This is a genomic window from Microvirga sp. (assembly GCF_014699075.1).
Lineage (GTDB): Bacteria > Pseudomonadota > Alphaproteobacteria > Rhizobiales > Beijerinckiaceae > Microvirga.
On the sequence record NZ_JACXAB010000084.1, the window covers coordinates 1 to 16,866 of the forward strand.

21 protein-coding genes are annotated in these 16,866 nt (G+C 60.5%); 6 read left to right on the top strand and 15 right to left on the bottom strand.

The window, feature by feature from the left end; genetic code table 11:
- Positions 1-140 precede the first annotated feature (140 nt).
- On the bottom strand, positions 141-875 hold the full coding sequence (locus IC232_RS30820; protein WP_409564997.1) for an alpha/beta hydrolase family protein: 735 nt from the start codon (positions 873-875) through the stop codon (positions 141-143).
- Between IC232_RS30820 and IC232_RS30825 the strand changes: the two genes are divergently transcribed.
- The gene (locus IC232_RS30825; RefSeq protein WP_409564998.1) at positions 852-1,418 is read left to right on the top strand and encodes an ATP-dependent Clp protease proteolytic subunit; all 567 of its coding nucleotides are present in this window, start codon (positions 852-854) and stop codon (positions 1,416-1,418) included. The two genes, IC232_RS30820 and IC232_RS30825, sit on opposite strands and share 24 nt — an antisense overlap.
- Before the next feature lie 21 nt (positions 1,419-1,439).
- Here IC232_RS30825 and IC232_RS30830 read toward each other — a convergent pair whose 3' ends face one another.
- The 3 genes from IC232_RS30830 to IC232_RS30840 all read right to left on the bottom strand — a co-directional run bounded on the left by IC232_RS30830 (position 1,440) and on the right by IC232_RS30840 (position 3,743).
- Positions 1,440-2,573: an alpha/beta fold hydrolase gene (locus IC232_RS30830; protein WP_190848767.1), complete on the bottom strand. Its 1,134-nt coding sequence runs from the start codon at positions 2,571-2,573 to the stop codon at positions 1,440-1,442.
- Positions 2,574-2,717: 144 nt separating this feature from the next.
- Positions 2,718-2,912, bottom strand: coding sequence for a hypothetical protein (locus IC232_RS30835; protein ID WP_190848768.1), 195 nt, complete (start codon positions 2,910-2,912; stop codon positions 2,718-2,720).
- 111 nt (positions 2,913-3,023) lie between these two features.
- Positions 3,024-3,743, bottom strand: coding sequence for a spermidine synthase (locus IC232_RS30840; RefSeq protein WP_190848769.1), 720 nt, complete (start codon positions 3,741-3,743; stop codon positions 3,024-3,026).
- 71 nt (positions 3,744-3,814) lie between these two features.
- Here IC232_RS30840 and IC232_RS30845 point away from each other — a divergent pair, with 71 nt between their 5' ends.
- From IC232_RS30845 to IC232_RS30855, 3 genes are all read left to right on the top strand, one after another.
- Positions 3,815-3,973 carry a hypothetical protein gene (locus IC232_RS30845; RefSeq protein ID WP_190848770.1) on the top strand — a complete coding sequence of 53 codons (159 nt, stop codon included), beginning with the start codon at positions 3,815-3,817 and terminating at the stop codon, positions 3,971-3,973.
- Between the two features lie 47 nt (positions 3,974-4,020).
- Positions 4,021-4,161 (top strand): hypothetical protein, encoded by a 141-nt coding sequence (locus tag IC232_RS30850; RefSeq protein WP_190848771.1) that lies wholly within the window; start codon positions 4,021-4,023, stop codon positions 4,159-4,161.
- Positions 4,162-4,581: 420 nt separating this feature from the next.
- Complete coding sequence (locus IC232_RS30855) at positions 4,582-4,830, top strand: ParB N-terminal domain-containing protein (protein ID WP_190848772.1); 249 nt, start codon at positions 4,582-4,584, stop codon at positions 4,828-4,830.
- Between the two features lie 406 nt (positions 4,831-5,236).
- On the opposite strand, the gene IC232_RS30860 is transcribed toward IC232_RS30855, so the two are convergent.
- Positions 5,237-5,746, bottom strand: a complete 510-nt coding sequence (locus tag IC232_RS30860; protein ID WP_190848773.1) for a GNAT family acetyltransferase — start codon at positions 5,744-5,746, stop codon at positions 5,237-5,239.
- A 260-nt stretch (positions 5,747-6,006) separates the two neighbouring features.
- Here IC232_RS30860 and otsA point away from each other — a divergent pair, with 260 nt between their 5' ends.
- A complete protein-coding gene (otsA, locus tag IC232_RS30865) occupies positions 6,007-7,446 on the top strand; it encodes an alpha,alpha-trehalose-phosphate synthase (UDP-forming) (protein WP_210335562.1) in 1,440 nt (479 codons plus the stop codon).
- A gap of 24 nt (positions 7,447-7,470) precedes the next feature.
- Here otsA and rsgA read toward each other — a convergent pair whose 3' ends face one another.
- From rsgA to IC232_RS30880, 3 genes are all read right to left on the bottom strand, one after another.
- Positions 7,471-8,526 carry a ribosome small subunit-dependent GTPase A gene (gene rsgA, locus IC232_RS30870; RefSeq protein ID WP_190848774.1) on the bottom strand — a complete coding sequence of 352 codons (1,056 nt, stop codon included), beginning with the start codon at positions 8,524-8,526 and terminating at the stop codon, positions 7,471-7,473.
- Positions 8,527-8,735: 209 nt separating this feature from the next.
- Complete coding sequence (locus IC232_RS30875; RefSeq protein WP_190848775.1) at positions 8,736-9,032, bottom strand: zf-TFIIB domain-containing protein; 297 nt, start codon at positions 9,030-9,032, stop codon at positions 8,736-8,738.
- Between the two features lie 215 nt (positions 9,033-9,247).
- Positions 9,248-9,469 carry a DUF2934 domain-containing protein gene (locus IC232_RS30880; RefSeq protein ID WP_190848776.1) on the bottom strand — a complete coding sequence of 74 codons (222 nt, stop codon included), beginning with the start codon at positions 9,467-9,469 and terminating at the stop codon, positions 9,248-9,250.
- Positions 9,470-9,790: 321 nt separating this feature from the next.
- Here IC232_RS30880 and IC232_RS30885 point away from each other — a divergent pair, with 321 nt between their 5' ends.
- Positions 9,791-10,525 carry a PRC-barrel domain-containing protein gene (locus IC232_RS30885; protein ID WP_190848777.1) on the top strand — a complete coding sequence of 245 codons (735 nt, stop codon included), beginning with the start codon at positions 9,791-9,793 and terminating at the stop codon, positions 10,523-10,525.
- A gap of 56 nt (positions 10,526-10,581) precedes the next feature.
- Here the strand turns inward: IC232_RS30885 and IC232_RS30890 are convergent, their stop codons facing one another.
- The 7 genes from IC232_RS30890 to IC232_RS30920 form a co-directional block, all read right to left on the bottom strand.
- Positions 10,582-10,974: a response regulator gene (locus tag IC232_RS30890; RefSeq protein WP_281413455.1), complete on the bottom strand. Its 393-nt coding sequence runs from the start codon at positions 10,972-10,974 to the stop codon at positions 10,582-10,584.
- A 68-nt stretch (positions 10,975-11,042) separates the two neighbouring features.
- Positions 11,043-12,191 (bottom strand): sensor histidine kinase, encoded by a 1,149-nt coding sequence (locus IC232_RS30895; RefSeq protein WP_190848778.1) that lies wholly within the window; start codon positions 12,189-12,191, stop codon positions 11,043-11,045.
- A gap of 82 nt (positions 12,192-12,273) precedes the next feature.
- The gene (locus tag IC232_RS30900) at positions 12,274-12,465 is read right to left on the bottom strand and encodes a hypothetical protein (protein ID WP_190848779.1); all 192 of its coding nucleotides are present in this window, start codon (positions 12,463-12,465) and stop codon (positions 12,274-12,276) included.
- A 118-nt stretch (positions 12,466-12,583) separates the two neighbouring features.
- Positions 12,584-12,793 (bottom strand): cold-shock protein, encoded by a 210-nt coding sequence (locus tag IC232_RS30905; protein ID WP_190848780.1) that lies wholly within the window; start codon positions 12,791-12,793, stop codon positions 12,584-12,586.
- Between the two features lie 320 nt (positions 12,794-13,113).
- On the bottom strand, positions 13,114-13,353 hold the full coding sequence (locus IC232_RS30910; RefSeq protein ID WP_246812513.1) for a hypothetical protein: 240 nt from the start codon (positions 13,351-13,353) through the stop codon (positions 13,114-13,116).
- Positions 13,354-13,732: 379 nt separating this feature from the next.
- Positions 13,733-15,412 (bottom strand): MFS transporter, encoded by a 1,680-nt coding sequence (locus IC232_RS30915; protein ID WP_190848781.1) that lies wholly within the window; start codon positions 15,410-15,412, stop codon positions 13,733-13,735.
- Positions 15,413-15,698: 286 nt separating this feature from the next.
- A complete protein-coding gene (locus IC232_RS30920; RefSeq protein ID WP_190848782.1) occupies positions 15,699-16,649 on the bottom strand; it encodes a D-alanyl-D-alanine carboxypeptidase family protein in 951 nt (316 codons plus the stop codon).
- Positions 16,650-16,866 lie beyond the last annotated feature (217 nt).

Genomic DNA, 16,866 nt, shown 5'->3' on the forward strand with positions numbered 1-16,866 from the left:
CCTCCTCGTTTGCCATGTTGAATCACATCTCCGGTGCTTTGAAACTGCGACGAGTCATCCTCGTTGGGACTCGGTATAACGGGAGCGGTCTTGCAGCAGTTTCAAACAGTGCCGAGACCACTTCCATCCAGCACGTAAAGTCACCTGGAGGACTTCTCTTCGATCCGTCCGAGGGCGTTCGCTGGGCCGGCTATAGCCGCGCAGGCGGAAGTCCAGGCCGCAGCATCATAACCTAGTATGGTCCTCAACCAAGCCAGGGTCATGCGCTTCGTTGCCTCAAGCCCGTCCGGCGCCTCCACCTCCGTCTCCTTGGCATCGAGTCCGGCGATGCCACCCAGGCCGTGGCCAACGCCATCAAGGGTGAGCAGGGCTCGTGCTCCCGGCCCATCGTGATAAGCATCGGCATGCCACTCAGGACCGCGCGACGTGAAGCGCGGATTGTCGTCTGCCCCACATACGACAAGGCTTGGCGTTGCCAGGTGAGCAAAATCGAGATCGAAGAACGGAAAGCGTGCCGCATTCTCTTCCGTCAGATCCTTTCCACCCCGGCCTGGCGCCGTGAGCAGGATGCCTGCCGAGATACGGGAGTCGCCAAATACCTCGCCATGGAGACGCGCGCCCAAGAGCAGGCTGACGGTGTGGCCACCGAGGGAATGCCCCACTGCAGCGATGCTTCCATGGTCCAGCCGACCCGCCACGGCCGGCGCTTGCTCTTCGACCTCGGGCAGCCGATCGAGGATCGCCCTCACCTCCTCGACACGCTCGCGCCAGAAGAACGGCGCTCCTTCTGCCTCTGCCGGAAGCCCACCGACGCGGGAACTTGCATGCGTCGGCTGAATGACGGCAAAACCGTGCTCCGCCCAGAACTGCGCCAACGGTGCGTAACCGTCCTCCTCTCGATCAGCGCCGCCAAAGGTGGTGTGGACGAGTTTGTGGTCTATCTGGTCATAGGAGGTAGCAGCCCGAGTTCCGGATTGGAGCTCTACAACTTCTTCAAGGCTAGGCCAGAACGAACGACCGTCTACAACATGTCGAGCGTGGACTCCGCCGGCGTGCTGTTCTTTCTTGGCTTCCAGACGCGCTATGGCGTTCCAGCCTCCAGCTTCAAGGTGCACCAGACCAAGTTCTCGAAGGCTTCCCTGCCCGACTGGTACAGCTACTCCGATCTGAAGAAGTCGGCAATGGAGCTGCTTGCGGTGGACCAGAAGACCCACCGTGCTATCGCCTCTGAGACAGCCTCGAAGGCTGAGACGCCTCTCTCGGTGGAGGACGTCGAGGCTGCCGCCACACGCACGACGATCTATTTTGCCGAGGATGCTTTGCGGCACGGCTTTATCGAGGAAATCGTCACGCCGACAATGCCGATCCAGGATGTGTCTTACCTGACGGAACAGTATCTCGCCGGGCTCCCAGACTGAACAGCGCCCGGTCATAAGCTGCTAATCAACGCGCGGCTGATCGCGAGCCTCTTCTCCAGCTTTCTGTGCGGCTCGTTCTACTGCACTGGCGACCGCATCGGGAGCCAGGTGATGGACCATGTGCCCAAGGCGCGGAAGTGCGATAAGCTCGCTCTGCGGAAGCTCCCGATGCAGGCGCTCCGATTGACGGCCGATATCCGCAATCTGATCGTCGGAACCAGTGATGATCGTGACTGGCATCTGCAGTTCACCGTAGTGGTGCTGCAACTCCATCACTGACGGGGTCATAAGAGCTGCGTCCTCAGCCGCGGCGCGAAGCTGCGATGGACGGAGCATCATCTCTTTAGGGAACTGCCTCTCAAACCGCTCCGGCACCTCTGCCGGCGCAAACATCTGTTTGATCAGGCCCGGCAGGATAGCCCGGGCAATCAGTGGGGAGATGGTGTAGCGCATCGCGTCGCCGACCACTGGAACAGCCGGCGGCGAGAACAGGAACGTATCGGCCCGCAGCGTCGGATAGTAGTAACCTGAGGCAAGCACGAGGCTGCGGACAAGCGACGGGCATTCAAGGGCAAGGGCCACCGCAACCAGGGTACCCCAAGAGTGTCCCAGGACGACTGTTTGCCCGATGCCAAGTTGCTCCAGTGCGCTCTGGAAGAGCTTCGCGTGGGCCCGTGGGCTCCAGAGCTGACGGGGCCTGCTGCTGTAGCCGTAACCCGGACGGTCGAACACGATGACCCTATAGCGGGATGCCAGACGGTCCACGAGACCGCTGACCGTGAAATCCTGGATCATGGTGCCGTTGCCATGGATCAGCACGACAGGCGCGCCCTGGCCTCGCTCGATGTAGTGCAGACGCACGCCATGAACATCGAGGAACCGGCCCATGGGCGGCGTGTTGCGTTCGGCAGCCTGGGCTCTCTGCCTATTGTACAGGACAGCAGCACCCAGTGCTGCGGCCGAGCCTGTCAGAACGGGCGCTAGCCAACGCCAGCGACTTGGGTGAGAGGCCTCCCCGGTACGGGACGTCCCGCTCGACTTCGTAGTCGTACGATGGTGACGATGGGTATTGGCCCGCTGTGGCTCGGCAGAGTGAAGGGCAGCCCCGACTGGGCCGCGCGGGCTTGTCTCGGCTCTTGTCCTCGTGCGCGACATGCATGCTCTCCCTGTGGGCTGATCGTGGAGAACGCCTGAGAGGCCTGCCGGTTGCTGCAGCGCACTAATGCAAGGTAGAAGCCCTTTCCTCACAAGCTCTAGACGGCTCACGGCCCTCTTGGTCACAGATCGCTTCAGAGCGCCTTATCCAGCGGCTTGCTCCTCGTCTTCGTCAGCAAGGAGATCGTCGAGCATGTCAGCAAGATCCACCACCTGATCGGGCGAGGCGCGATAAACTGCAGTGTCGCCGGACTGATCCTCGATCCGGATGCGATACTCTCCATCAACATGTGTGATGGCAATGTTGGCGAGGGTCTTCATGATAGGAAATTGGGCCATGCGTGTCTCCGTAGCATAGCGAGAACACTCGTGCACGCGAATGATCCACTCCGAGCGAGCGGATGGACGGTGGATGCGCCGGCCCAAGGCAGGAGAACTCCGCCAAGGCTGTTAGCGACCACGCGTTGCGACGTATACGGTGTTCGTTACTTCGCCATCCTGCCGCATGTTGTCGAAGGCAATGATATGAGCCTCACTAGTGGCAAACACCTCACCAAGGGCCTGTTGAAACTCATCATCCAGAGGGTCATTCGACCAGAGGGCAAAGACGCCGCCAGGATGGAGGTGCGCCGCAAGGCGCGTGAGACCATCGACGGTGTAGAGCGCTGCATGGCTCGGGTGTAGGACGTTCTTCGGCGAGTGGTCGATATCGACCAGGATCGCGTGGTAGCGGCGTCCTGGTTGGTCGGCATCGAAGCCCGTTTCTGAAGCGGCCCCGCCAAAGAAGTCGCCGAGAACCAGCCGACAGCGTGGATCCGCGGTCAACTCGGCCCCGAGCGGCAGTAGTCCCCGCTGATGCCACTCGATCACCTCTGCAAGGGTGTCAACCACCAGGAGCGAGCCGACCTGTGCGTGTTCCAGCACGGCTCGTGCGGTGTAACCGAGGCCAAGGCCGCCGACGATCACATCGAGGGACGTTCCGGACAGGGATGCGAGGCCGAGCCGTGCGAGGGCGATCTCGGATGCGGTGAACAGGCTCGACATCAGGAACTCGTCGTCGAGCTTGATTTCGTAGATGTCACCTCCACTCACGAGATCACGCCGGCGCCGAAGGCTGAGCACCCCCATTGGAGTGGGACAATAATCAAGTTCCTCAAAGAGGGCACTCATGGCATGCTCCGCATTGGCCAGTCATAGTGGCTCTATCGGAGCATCCGCGATAGCCAAATTGGCCTGTCGTGGTGTTAGCGTCCGCCTCCGGCTGGCTTGAGGCGGTCGAGAAGGCACGCTATCTGCTTGGACTCCTGGCGCAGAGCTTGGATGCAAGCAATCTGCGCCGGCGCAGGCTGGTCGACCGAGTGCTGGCCGACTTCGACCATCTGCTCGACAAGTCGACCTAGGACTGAGATGATCCTTCCCGCGAAGGGACCCACAACGGAGACGCGCCATGGCCAAGGGTGAGCAACGCAGCAACCGTGAGGCGAAGAAGCCGAAGAAGGACAAGCCGAAGGAAGCTGTCCAGACCTCACCCTTCGCCAATCAGGGCAAAGGAGGCACGCCTGCCAAGCCATCCGGCGGCAAGCGATAGCGCCTTCGATCATCGCGTGTCGACTTGCTGGGATCAGGTCCCATCATGAGTGGCGGCTTCATTGGCGGCGCCATCATTAAGCAATCAGTTGACGCCGGATAAGTAAACGCTTGCCGCTATGACAATGATCGCCGCCACGGTGAGCCATCAGTAGTCGGCAACGCCATCACCAATACCTCAGGCATCTCCACCGGGCGGCGTTTGGGCTTAGGCAGAGGAAACCGTCAGGAACAAGAGCCGATCAACGCCGTGAGTTTGCTCATGGAAGTGCCTCCTTCTGAGGAGCTAAAGCGCAGCCATTCCGCTGTATTGCCAAGCTGGCCTCATCAGTAACCGCTTCCTCGCAACGCATGTTCCTATGCAAGCCCCCCCCGGCGCCTAAACTTAAGTTCAATATAGCACAGCTCTGGAGCAGCAGACATGATGAAGAAGCAGATCGTCGCAATCCAAGATGTTTATGTGCCGGTGCAGCGGCGGCAAACGCTGGATCCGCAGAAGGTTCACGCGCTCGCCGCCAGCATCATGGAAAAGGGGCAGGACGCGCTCATTCTCGTGCGGCCTGACGACAAGCGGTTTGTTCTGGTGGAGGGATTGCACCGCCTGGAGGCGTGCAAGGCGCTCGGCGAGACCACTGTTCCCATCTACCTAGTCCAGGCCCGCAGGCATTGATCTGCACCTAACCTGACTAGAGAGACTGCACGAGGTGAGCTGCGATTATCTCCGCTTCAGGCTGATGATATTGGTGCTGTGCGCTCCGCCGGAGCTTGCCCTCCAAATCCCCAACTTGCCTTCGTATAGCATCCAAGTTGCCCCTTTGTTTGCAGGCGGGAGTACTCATACCTCTCAGGTATCAGCGCCTATGATGGGTTGTTGACGACAAAGTACTTATACCAACCAGATGAAAGTCACTTATTGATCAATCTTATATCTGTTCGCTATTTGCGGATGGCTGAACGGCCTTTTTCCGGTAAACAGGTGCCATGGAACTCGGATAGTAAGCGGCGGCCGGCTACCGGACGATGGCGGAAAGAAGCCTGGTAACACAGACGCGTTACGACACCGACCTGCCCGTAAACTAGAACCTGTCTAGCTCTGCCTGCTCCTCAGCCGCTGCTTCTGGCGAACTCCGCACCTCACCTTCAGCGGCCGTGCTGAGCCGCTGATACACGCCTAGGCCAACAACCATTGTAACCCCACTAAACAGCAGGAGAGTGGGATAAAGCATCATTGACATATCTGCCCCCTTACTTGTTTGGAACACAGCGACCAGCGCCTCCAAGAAGACGGCAATGCTGAGGGTGGAAACGAACTTCGTGATGCTGCGTCGTGCTTGGCCGGCGTTCCGCATCTGAGTGGGATCAATGACCTCCTCTTCAAGGATGTATTTAGCGACCTCAAAGATGGCAATGGCGATGACCATGTAGCCGACGGAGTCAAGAAGTGCCCGGCCGATATCCTGCTCCGGTGCCCTGAAGGCGGAAACTTGCTGCATGCCGGCATAGACGATCAGGCCGATCGCAACGACCATCAGTGCGATGCTGACGGCGCAGAAGATCGCTCGCGTAAGGAGTTGATATACCCGCATACAGTGCTCCTATAGCCTCAGTCGTTTATTAAGCCTCACCCGGCCGGACGGAGCCACCAAGCTCTATGCTCGACCATTTCTTCCTTCAGGGTAGTGACCATGCCAGCGGTCCCCACCACACTCAGCGGTGAGGGCGATTTTTTACAAGGCTCATCTGGGAATTGACAGGTCCAAAGTTTAGCGGCGCGCCAGTGCGCGCCATTTGCCACGGCGTTAGCCCTCGGGCTACCATCCAGCAAGCAACAAGAAGGACGGTGCATTTGCGACGGCTCGTTGTCATCTCCAACCGGGTGCCTATCCCGGACGCCTCTGGAAAAGCCGCAGCAGGTGGCCTGGCAGTGGCTCTGCACGAGGCCTTTCAGGCTTACCAGGGGCTTTGGTTCGGCTGGAGCGGCAAGGTTTCAGCCAATCCGGCTGCCCAGCCCAAGATCATCGATAAGGGACAGGTCCAGTACGCCGTCATGGACCTGACGTCGCTCGATCGACAGGAGTACTATAACGGCTTCGCCAACCGGGCACTCTGGCCCATCATGCACTATCGGATTGGTCTGTCTGAGTTCTCGCGGGCTGACTACGCAGGGTACTTGCGGGTCAATCGCAGTTTCGCCAGTGCATTGGCCCATCTGATTCAGCCTGACGATCTCGTCTGGGTTCACGACTATCACCTCATCCCCCTTGCGAGTGAGTTGCGGGCGGCTGGCATAACCAACCCGATCGGGTACTTTCACCATATTCCCTGGCCGGCTCCTGAAGTGTTTGGAGCTCTTCCGGGTAGCACAGAGCTCCTGCGGGTCATCCCGGACTATGATCTTGTGGGCGTGCAGACGGAGCGAGATGCCGACAACCTCAGACGCAGCCTCGTCCAGGAACTTGGTGCCGTCCGCCGGAGGGCAGATCTTGTGGATGCAGGAAGCCGGTGTGTCCGCATCAAAAGCAATCCGATCGGGATCGACGTGAGCGGGTTCCAGCAAGCAGCCCAACGCTCTGGCTCAAGCCGGCTACTGAAGCAGACGATTGCTGGCCTAGGAACCCGCAAGTTGATCATCGGAGTTGATCGGCTGGACTACTCAAAAGGCATCCCTGAGCGCATGGAGGCGTTCGAGCGCTTCCTGGTCAGCCATCCGGAGCATCGGGGACAGGTGACCTATCTGCAGATTGCCCCCACAAGCCGTAGCGAAGTGCCCGAATACGCAACCCTCAGTCGAGCCGTGAATGAGACGCTGGGGCGGATCAACGGCTCCTTGGGTGAGCCTGGCTGGGTGCCGATTCACTATGTGACCAGCACCTATTCACGCGCGGTCCTTGCTGGCCTTTATCGGCTGGCCCGGGTTGGGCTTGTAACTCCCATTCGGGATGGGATGAACCTGGTGGCCAAAGAATTCGTGGCAGCTCAGGAACCGCAGGATCCCGGTGTTCTCATTCTGTCGAAGTTTGCCGGGGCTGCTGAGGAGCTCACCGATGCACTCATTGTCAACCCGAACGACAAGGTCGAAGTGGCAGAGGCTATTCAGCTCGCGCTGCACATGAGCCGGGAGGAGCGGGTGGCCCGCTGGCAGGCTATGCTGAAAGTACTCTGGGCTTCCGATGTTTCACGATGGGCGGCGGCGTTTATCAAGGATCTGGCCGGCAATAGGACAAGCAGAACCCGCAGCGAGATGGTGCTGGCCAAGAAAGAGAATGATGATCGATATAGTTTGTAGGTGAGCCGCCCGATCGATCGTTATTCAGCGCCTCTTGCTGCGACTCGCAGTGGCACTGCCGCTACGCGGCCCGCTGCCGCCCAACATCCGGGTGCTGCTTTCTTCTACCAGCTTGCGCCAGCGGGTCAGACGCTCCGGGTCCAGCCCGCCTGCGGCGACGGCTCCTTGGACGGCACAGCCGGGCTCGTGGGCGTGGGTGCAGTCGCTGAACCGGCACAGGGGGGCAAGCTCGGTAATTTCAGCAAACAGTGTCTCAATACCAAAAGCCGCATCGCTGACACGGAGCGTGCGCATGCCCGGCGTGTCAATTACCCATCCGCCACCTGCAATGGCATGAAGCGAGCGCGAGGTTGTGGTGTGGCGTCCTTTGGCATCGTGTTCGCGGATTCCTCCGGTTTGCTGGGCCAGTTCCTGCGACGGGCCTGCCAGAGTGTTCACCAGCGTCGATTTGCCGACACCGGAGGAACCGACCAGCGCCACTGTCTGCCCGGCACGGCACCACGGAGCCAAAGTGGCTGCGGCTTCTCTGGCACGGGGGTTTACGATCACGACGGCCAGCCCACGTTGTAGCGCCATCGCTTGTTGTTCATACGACCGCGCATCCGCCACGGTGTCAGCTTTGGTCAGCAGGATCACCGGGGTAGTCGCTGCCTCATTCGCCAGCGCCAGATAGCGTTCCAGCCGGGCGAGGTTGAAATCAGCGTTGCATGAGGTGACGATGAACAGCGTATCGACATTGGCACCAGCAAGCTGCGGGGTCTTGCTGCCCTCGGTGCGCCGCTCCAGCACTGTCTTGCGGGCCAAACGGCGATGCAGGAGTTGGGTTTGAGGATCGGCAAGCACCCAGTCCCCCACCGCAAAATCGCCGGTCTGGCTGTGAACAGGAAGTCTCAGCGTGACTGGTCCCGGTTGGGATATGGCGGTCAGGCGGGCGCGGTGAACCGTGGCAATACGATGCGGGGCGAGGCCTGCTTCATGGGGCTCAAGCTGATCCTCGAAGAAATTAGACCATCCCAGACTTGAAAGTGACATGGGACAGGCGGCGTCGGAGTCATCTGTCACAGCTTCCCCAAATTGCACGGTGTCACATTCATGGGCAGAGTCCTTTGGAACATGAGAGTAATGCCAATAAGCCAACCCTCAATGGCCGGGTTGGCTCGGTGTTTGCCACACTTCCATGACCGTCTCATTGCAAAGAGCATTGGGCGCAACGCGGGTTGATCCACTCGCCTGCCCCTTCAGACAAAAGGCCCGGTAGCGGGGTCTTTCCATTCAGCTTTTCAAGTGTGTCAGTCGAATAACTCCTGAAGAAAGGATTTCTTTCGCTTGGATTGGCCGTGCCCGTACGGTTGGGTATGGTTCCGGTCCTGAGTGTGATGATAATGCGGGTTCAGAAAGCTGGGTTGCTGTTCTGGGGCAACGGCCAGCGCATCCTGGGCGCTTCGCTCAATGATCTTGTCGAGCTCCCCTCTATCAAGCCAGACACCCCGGCATTGGGGGCAATAGTCAATCTCGACGCCCTGTCGTTCGCTCATCACGAGTGAGACACGACAAACGGGACAGGGCATACCGGCAGCACTGGTCATAGACGGCCTCCCGAGGCTGGTGATACAATAATGAATTCAGAGCACCAATCAGTCTTAACCTGATAAGCACCGGGCCTTCTTCACGCAGTCCGACATCACAGCCAAGTGATCGTGCTTATCAGAGGGCATGACCCGCTAGGAACACATGGGCATACGGAGAGAGGCCCTCAAGGCTGACCAAGATTACCAATCCTAGTCTGCCATTTCACCAGAAATTACGCCTTTCCTGGACCATCCGATCCGGAGCCGCTCCTGGCGGAGGGAGCGTTCGCGGTGACGCCTCGGCTGGTGTCGCTACTGCTCGCTTCACCCTTCAGCTCACGCTCAGCCTGCTGCCAAAACTGTGCCTCATGGCCTTCGCGGCTGCCGTGCTGCTCCCAGAGCTCGTAGGCGCGCTGCCTCACGCGGTCCTGTGTCTCATCGGCATGATGTTCCATATCGCTGTCCTTCCTTCGTTTTCTTCCAGAAGAATACGATCCATACAGTGGCTTATTGAGGGCAGATGCGGAGCACAATAAATAATCTCAAAGTATTTTGACGTATCGTCCCCGCTGAAATCATGTATGGTATCTGGAGAAATATCCTTAAAATATTTCGATTGTTTGAGCAGTTGCTTGCATCAGCGCAGCACCAGTCTTGGATCGACCGCATAATTTGCACCGACATCGCGATGCAGCTTAGTGCGCCAGACATGTGTGGCTGGCGCCAGAAGGCAGCTTTTGTCTCGCAACCTGCCTTTCCTATAGATCGGACCACCTATGAAAACGCCGACAATTCTCCTTACAGTTGCTCTCCTCAGCATGCTCGGTGTAACGCCAGCGATGGCAGATTGCCAGATCGCAGACGCCAAACTCGAAGAAGCCATCCTGCAAAGGCCAGAACTTCGCGGGAAGGCCAACCGCCAAACAGTTCGTGACCTGCGCAATTTGCGCGATGCCGCGATCACCCTCTGGTCTTACGGACGTCATGAGGATTGCGAGCGCCTCCTGGGCAACATCCGCGAGCTCCTCTCCGGCCCTCCAATGAATTCCTTGGGCGGCAACGACGAGGAGGATGCGGAGACGCAGATGCGCGCGCGCGAGCCCAAGATCCAGCGTGGCGCAGTGCAAGGGCGCCGTGACAGGAAGGATGCCAAGCCGCTTATCCACATTGACGAGCTTGCCCCTAGCTTGAGGGCGGATCAGATCATTGGCGCAGAGGTGCGAAGCGCCGACGACAAGATTGTGGGCGAGGTCCGGAACGTTGTCTTCGGCACCAAGGACCGCAGGGATTATGCGATTGTGGCCTCAGGCGGGTTCTTCACCCCCGGCACGGACAGCATTGTCGTGCCGATCCGCTCCCTCAAGGTCTCCCAGGAGCGAGACAGCTACTTCCTTCCCATGCCGGAGGCGCAGGTGAAGACCGTACCGCACATGCCCGATCAGGATTACAAGTGGCTCTCGGACGAAGCATGGCGCACTCGGAACGACGCGATCTTTGCAGATCGCCCGTAACCGAGTACAGGCTTGCGCCCACGCTTCAGCGCTACGAACGCTCGTTCGTGGCGCTCTCAGCCGCCAACGAGCAGTGCTCGGACCAGCTCAAGCAGTCGTTCAGGATGCACGGGCTTTTCGGCGAAATAAGCCCCCTCCGGCAATTCCCCGGGTGCGGGAGCCACGCGTCCCGAGGCGATTAGAACGCCAATGTCCCGTCGATCCTCCCGTACTCTGCGGGCCAGTTCGAAGCCATTGATGCTCCCGCGTGGCATTTCCACGTCCGTGACGACCACCTGGACGTCAGGAGCGGCCGCGAGAATATGGAGCGCCTCGTCCGCGTGAGCCGCCTCCACGACCTTGAAACCAGCATCATCCAGCACATCGACCAGCATCATGCGGACAAGAGCTTCGTCCTCGACAACCAGAATGAGCGCGCGAATGTCAGGTTTTTTCTCAGGAATGTCCAATGGAATGGGGATCGATCCTCTTCGTTTCTAAGGCCAAGATGATGTGCGACCGAACTGGGTTCTGGCGCCTATTGGGACGCCTCAGGGAACGTGAGTGTCACCACAAGCCCAGCCTCGTTTCGAATACCGATGTCCCCCTGGATCTGCTGAACGAGAGACCGAACGAGGCCATAGCCGAGCGATCCTTCCCGCAGGCTCGACATCCCGATCCCATCATCCCGGACGACCAGTTCGACCCATCCTGGTTGGCTGCGGCGCGCCTGGATGAGGATCGCCCCTGACCGTGGTGCGGGGAATGCGTACTTTACGGCGTTGGTGATCAGCTCCGTCAGCACTATGCCAAGGGGAACCGCCGTGTCGGCGTTGACCAGGATCCCATTCTCCATCTTTGTCTCAAGACGGATGCGGTCATCGTTTTCCGTGATCGGCCTCAATGCCTCGCATAGGTCTGCCACATACACGGACACGTCGATCCGTTGAGCCTTCTCCGACTTGCTGAGAAGGTCGTGTACCCGCGCCATGGCGTTGAGACGGTCCTGGGCTTCCTCGAAGAGGGCCCTCACGGCCGGATCCGGCTGCCGTCGGCCCTGGATCGCTAGCAGGGAGGCCGCTATGGCAAGGCTGTTCTTGGCCCGGTGGTTGACCTCCACCAGCAGCATCTCCCGCTCGGTGACCAGAGCCGACAGCTTCGTGTTGGCGGCTTCCAGTTCCCGGGTTCTGGCCGCCACGCGGATCTCCAGTTCCGAGGTCAGCGCGCGAAGGTCTTCTTCGGCGTCGTAGCGTCGGGTGATATCGAGGTAGGAGAGAAAATGATTGGTGATGGTGCCCTGGCCATCGTCCACGGGACTGGCGAACAGCATGGCCCGAAACGGTTTGCCGTCCTTGCGGTACTGGAGGATCTCCAGGGTCTCGTCCCGTCTCTCCAGAATCGCTGCCTCATAACGCCGGATGGCCTCAGGGTCGGTGCCTTCGCCGTTCATGAAGTGCGGGTCTTGCCCGAGCAGCTCATCCATGCTGTAGCCGGACAGATCGACGAAGGATTGGTTCCCAAAAACAATCGGATTGCCGGGCAGGGTGGCGTCAGTCACGAGCATCGGCATGCGAGTCCGCCGGACAGCCTCGACGAACATCCCGCCTTGCTGCCGAACCGCCTCGATGTGCCGTTCGGCAACGGTCCGTTCAGTGGTGTTCGCCTTGTTCTCCTCGAACTCGTTCATCGCCACTCCGGTATGATATGGATGAAGTGACAGCTCTCGGCCGTGCTCAGCCGGTCGCTAAATCCTTTGTCCCGGAAGCCGCTCATGCTCTGATCTCATGCTCTCGAACAGCACGCTCGGTCGCACCTGATCGGATCCGGTACGAGACCTCGCCGGTCTCGTCGGCCGGCATGAGGCGGGTTATCTCGTAGATGCCGCTGCGACTGGCACGGCTGTCGGAAATCGGCGCACGCACGAGGCGCACCATCTGACGGATCTTGTATTTGTGAAGCATTTTGGTTTCCGTGTGAGACTGCGCAGTGGCGGCGCCACGAATGCAAACAAAAAAGCCGCTCCTCATGGGAGCGGCCTCAATAGCTCGGTGCAGGGAAGCGGGCACCGACGTGACGACTTTATGCCATCTCGATATTGTTGACGGCGATCTTGCCGGAGCGGCGGTCTTCAGCCGTGTCGAAAGCAACCTTCTGGCCTTCGACGAGGCCGCGCATGCCGGCGCGCTCGAGAGCGGTGGCATGAACGAACACGTCCTTGCTGCCATCGCTGGGCTGGATGAAGCCGAAGCCCTTCATGTCATTGTAGAACTTTACTGTGCCCGTGTTCATGGGAGTATCCTTAGGCTATGCGTGAGTGCACGTGAGCTTGAGGTCGCACAGAAGTGCAGCCCTGTGCTCGGGTTCGTCGATGTTTGGGGAGAGTGTCTGAACGTGCGCCTGGCATACCAAGGCGAAACGGCCCGATTGTTCGGCCAAAGTCGATAAGTTTGATATGGGGTTCCCATACCGGATTACAAGGTTGGCGTCTGCGTCCATGCAGAGATGATACAGTCAGGGAGATGAGGCCGACCGATGCTGTGAGGTGGCTCATGCAGGTGACTTCGATTGCAAAGGAAAGGAACCGTCTCTTCGCCAGCTAGGCTTGGCTTTCAGGGAAAGCCCTCCGCGCGAGCATGGTCGGGCTTTGAAGCAGCTTTATAGGGATTGGGTCCCAAGCAGGAGGCGGCGGAAGTCGCCAGGGGATGCTGCCGTCCGTCCGCATCGGTGATGAGGACGTCGAGCACTCCGTCAGCAATAAAGGCACGGGCCTTCTCGACCGCTGCGGCCGCTGTCTCGCAGGTGACCGCCAACGGCCCATTCAGTCCTTGTCCCGTCACAACGAAGAACATGCAACCTCCCCTTGGTTGAGCATGTCGCACAAGATGTGATTCGTGATCCGATCACCAACCTTTTCTGATGGGACGCCGTCGATCCGACATGGGGTTTTCGACCTCCGCTGTCTGCAGCAGAGGTCCGTTCTCGTCCCAGCTCACGGTCAGCTTTGGCATCGCGCAACTCCCTGAGGTGTCGGTCCTCCCAGCCAATGCTGCGTAGCATACCCGATCCCACTTTCATCCCGAACCGCCTTCTGGCGCCGCTTCGCAATCAAGCGTCTTAGCCCAGGTCTGGCGTGTGCCCCGTACCCGCTGCAGCAGGGAGTGGTTACCCGCGAGTGCAGTTGCAAGAACTCACCCCGCTTCGGCAACTTGCAGGTGCGATGACATGATCCTAGGACGACCGCGTTGGATCGGTCAGAGGTTCGGCCAAGTCGTGGGGATGAGATCCAGGACCGGGAATGGGCCCGTCTGTCTGGCGCTCAATCATGCGCCGCACCCGCGGCCGGCCTGGTCCCTGATGCAGTTCCCGGAGCCGTTCGCCCACGGCCGCGTCCGCCTGCGTGATGCGCTGGTTGTGCCGCACGTAGTCGAGCCAGGTCGGGTTGTGGTAGCGCTCGATCCAGATCTCCGGGTTCTCCAGATCCCGCAACAGCGTCCAGTGGCGCGCTCCGTCCCTGCGCCGGATCCGCCGCCGCTCCGCCATCACGGAAAGAAAAGCCACCACGTCCGCTTCCCTGATCACGTACTCGATCGTGATCACAACAGGGCCGCTGCGCGGCAGGATGTCCACTGCAATATGGGGCTCAGTCCACCGATTCAGGGGATCAAGGTTGAGCGTCTTCAGCTCGGGCAAGGGAAGCCGCAGACCGAGTGCGGCTCCGGCCACCAGCACCACCGCCGCCATCAGCAGAGCATCTCCCGTTCCGTGCCGCTCGGCCGCCATGCCCCAGATCCAGCTACCGAAGGCCATGCCGCCGAAGGTCGCCATCTGGTAGAGCGCCAGAGCGCGGCCTACGACCCAGCGGGGTGAAGACAGCTGCACGGTGGCGTTGAAGCTGGAGAGCGCCAGCACCCAGCTCGCCCCGCCCAGAGCCATCGCGACGGTCGTCAGAGGCGCGAAAGGGCTCAGTCCAGCGACCGTTGCGCAAACAGCAAAGCTGATGAAGGCAATGCGCACCAGAGTCTCGAGCGACAAAGCCTGCCGCAGACGGGTGCTGAGCAGAGCCCCACCAACCGCACCGATGCCGAAGGCCCCAAGCAGGAGGCCATAGGTGAGCGGCCCTCCCTTGATCAGATCCCGGGCAATGAGCGGCATCAGGGCCTGCACTGCAATGGCCGAGACGCCGAACATGGCTCCTCGCAGGAGTACCACGCTGAGATTGGGAGACATGGCCACATAGCGGATCCCGGCTGCCATGGCAGACCCGAGAGTCTCGGGTGGCAACACTCTAGGTGGCTTGGCAGGTTGCCACCGGGCCAGGACGGCAATCAGCCCGAGATAGCTGATCGCGTTGACCGCAAAGGCAGCGAAGGCGCCGATCGTTGCCACAATAATGCCGCCGAGCGCCGGGCCGGCACTGCGGGCTATGTTGAAGCCCATGCTGTTGAGGGCGATCGCTGTCGGCAGGTCGGAGCGGGGCACCATCTCGCCCACCAGCGACTGCCAGGCGGGTCCATTGAATGCGGTTCCGCAGCCCACGAGAAAGGTGAAGGCCAGCAGGAGCCAAGGCGTCACCAGGCCGAAGTAGGCGCACAACGTCAGGGCGATCGAGACCGCCAGAAGGAAGAGCTGGGAGGTGAGCATCAGCTTGCGCCGGTCGAAGTTGTCGGCGATGGCACCGGCCATAAGTGAGAACAGCATAATCGGCAGCGTCGTCGAGGCCTGCACCAGGGCAATGAGATCGACCGATGCACCGATCGATGTCATCAGCCAGGCCGCACCCACCGACTGGATCAGCCCGCCGAAGTTGGAAGCAAGGCTGGCAATCCAGACAGCGAGGAAGATGCGATGCCGGAACGGCGCCAAAGCGGAGGTTCGCCGGTCCGATCCTTCAGCATCCAGTGTTGGCATGGAAGACTCGATGTGAGGGTAGGGCCAGAGCCAGCCCATGGGCGAGTAGGTAGGGCTAACCACCGTCCAACCAAGGCGAGACGAAGTGTCGGATGATGTGCGCTGGTCTCTTGCGATCGAAATTATCGGTTCTTGAACACGCCAGCCTCCGTGCTCGAACTCCGACTGGCGTCGGCTGCACCTGTATTCAACTACCGGATAGCCTGCTACCTGTCAGTGTCGGCAGGCTGCTCATCACGGCTCCTTAGTCGCATCGGTTCTTGCAACTGATGCGTCGGTGGGCTGGTCAGCGGCGAAGCGGCAGGGGCCCTGCAGACCCCGCAGACTTCATGTCATCCCCGGCGGCGGGTGTGGTCCCGAGCGCTGGCCCCTGCCGGCCGCACTTGCGGCGACGCAGGTCCGTGCCCGTCGCAGGCGCATCGGCCTTCACCGTACGGAGATTTCCGATCGGGCTTGTTGCCACTGTCAGGCCGTCATCAAGGAGCTCGCGCATGATCCGGGTCCGCGTTGCCGCGCTGGGTGAGCCGAGGACTACCCCGACGACACGCCTGCCTCCGCGAACAACCGAGACAGCCACGTTGAACCCGGAGGCGCAGACATAGCCGGTCTTCGTCGCTTCGAGACCGGCATAGTCCTCAACCAGCTTGTTGGTGTTCTTGAGCATGCGGCCGTTGACTGTGACGGCCGGAGCCCGGAGAAGCTCGGCATGGTCTGCGTGGTAGCTCAGGATCGCCAGCATCAGCACGGCCAAGTCCCGCGCGTTGCTCACCTGGAGGTCATGGTGCAGGCCGCTAGCATTGACGAAGCGCGTCCCGCTCATCCCGAGGCGCCTCGCCTCTGCGTTCATCGCGGTGACGAACGCCACCTCGCTGCCGCTGACGGCCTCCGCAATGGCAACCGCCACGTCGTTGGCGCTTTTGACCATCATGACGAGGAGCGCATCCTCCAGCCTGAGTGAGGTCCCTGGGGGAACGCCGAGCTTGGAGGGCGCCTGGCTCGCAGCATCTGTGCTCAGGACGATGGAGCTGTTTAGGCCGAGCCGGCCGGACCGGACAGCCGAGAGGGCAAGATGGGCTGTCATCAGTTTGGTGAGGGATGCCGGATGCCAGGAGCGGGTGGCCTCCTGAGCAGCGAGAATCTCGCCGGAGGACGCGTCCACCAGCAGCAGCGGCGCAGCGCTGCCTGGCGCGGCTGTCAGGACCAGGCTGGCTGCCAACAGGAGCGAGGACAACTTCATGCGCCATGGTTGACCTAAGCGGAGCCGTGCGCAAGCCCTGATTGCCCGCCTTCCACCATCGACACTCCAGCCAGGCAATTGGCATGGGACAGTCGGGGCCACCTACAGGTCTCGCGCAGTCGGGCGAACCTGCCCTATGTCGCCTCTTCGAGCACCTTACGGAGGGTGGCCAGCGACAAGCCGAAGTGCTTGGCCACTTGAGTGGGGGCTACGCCTG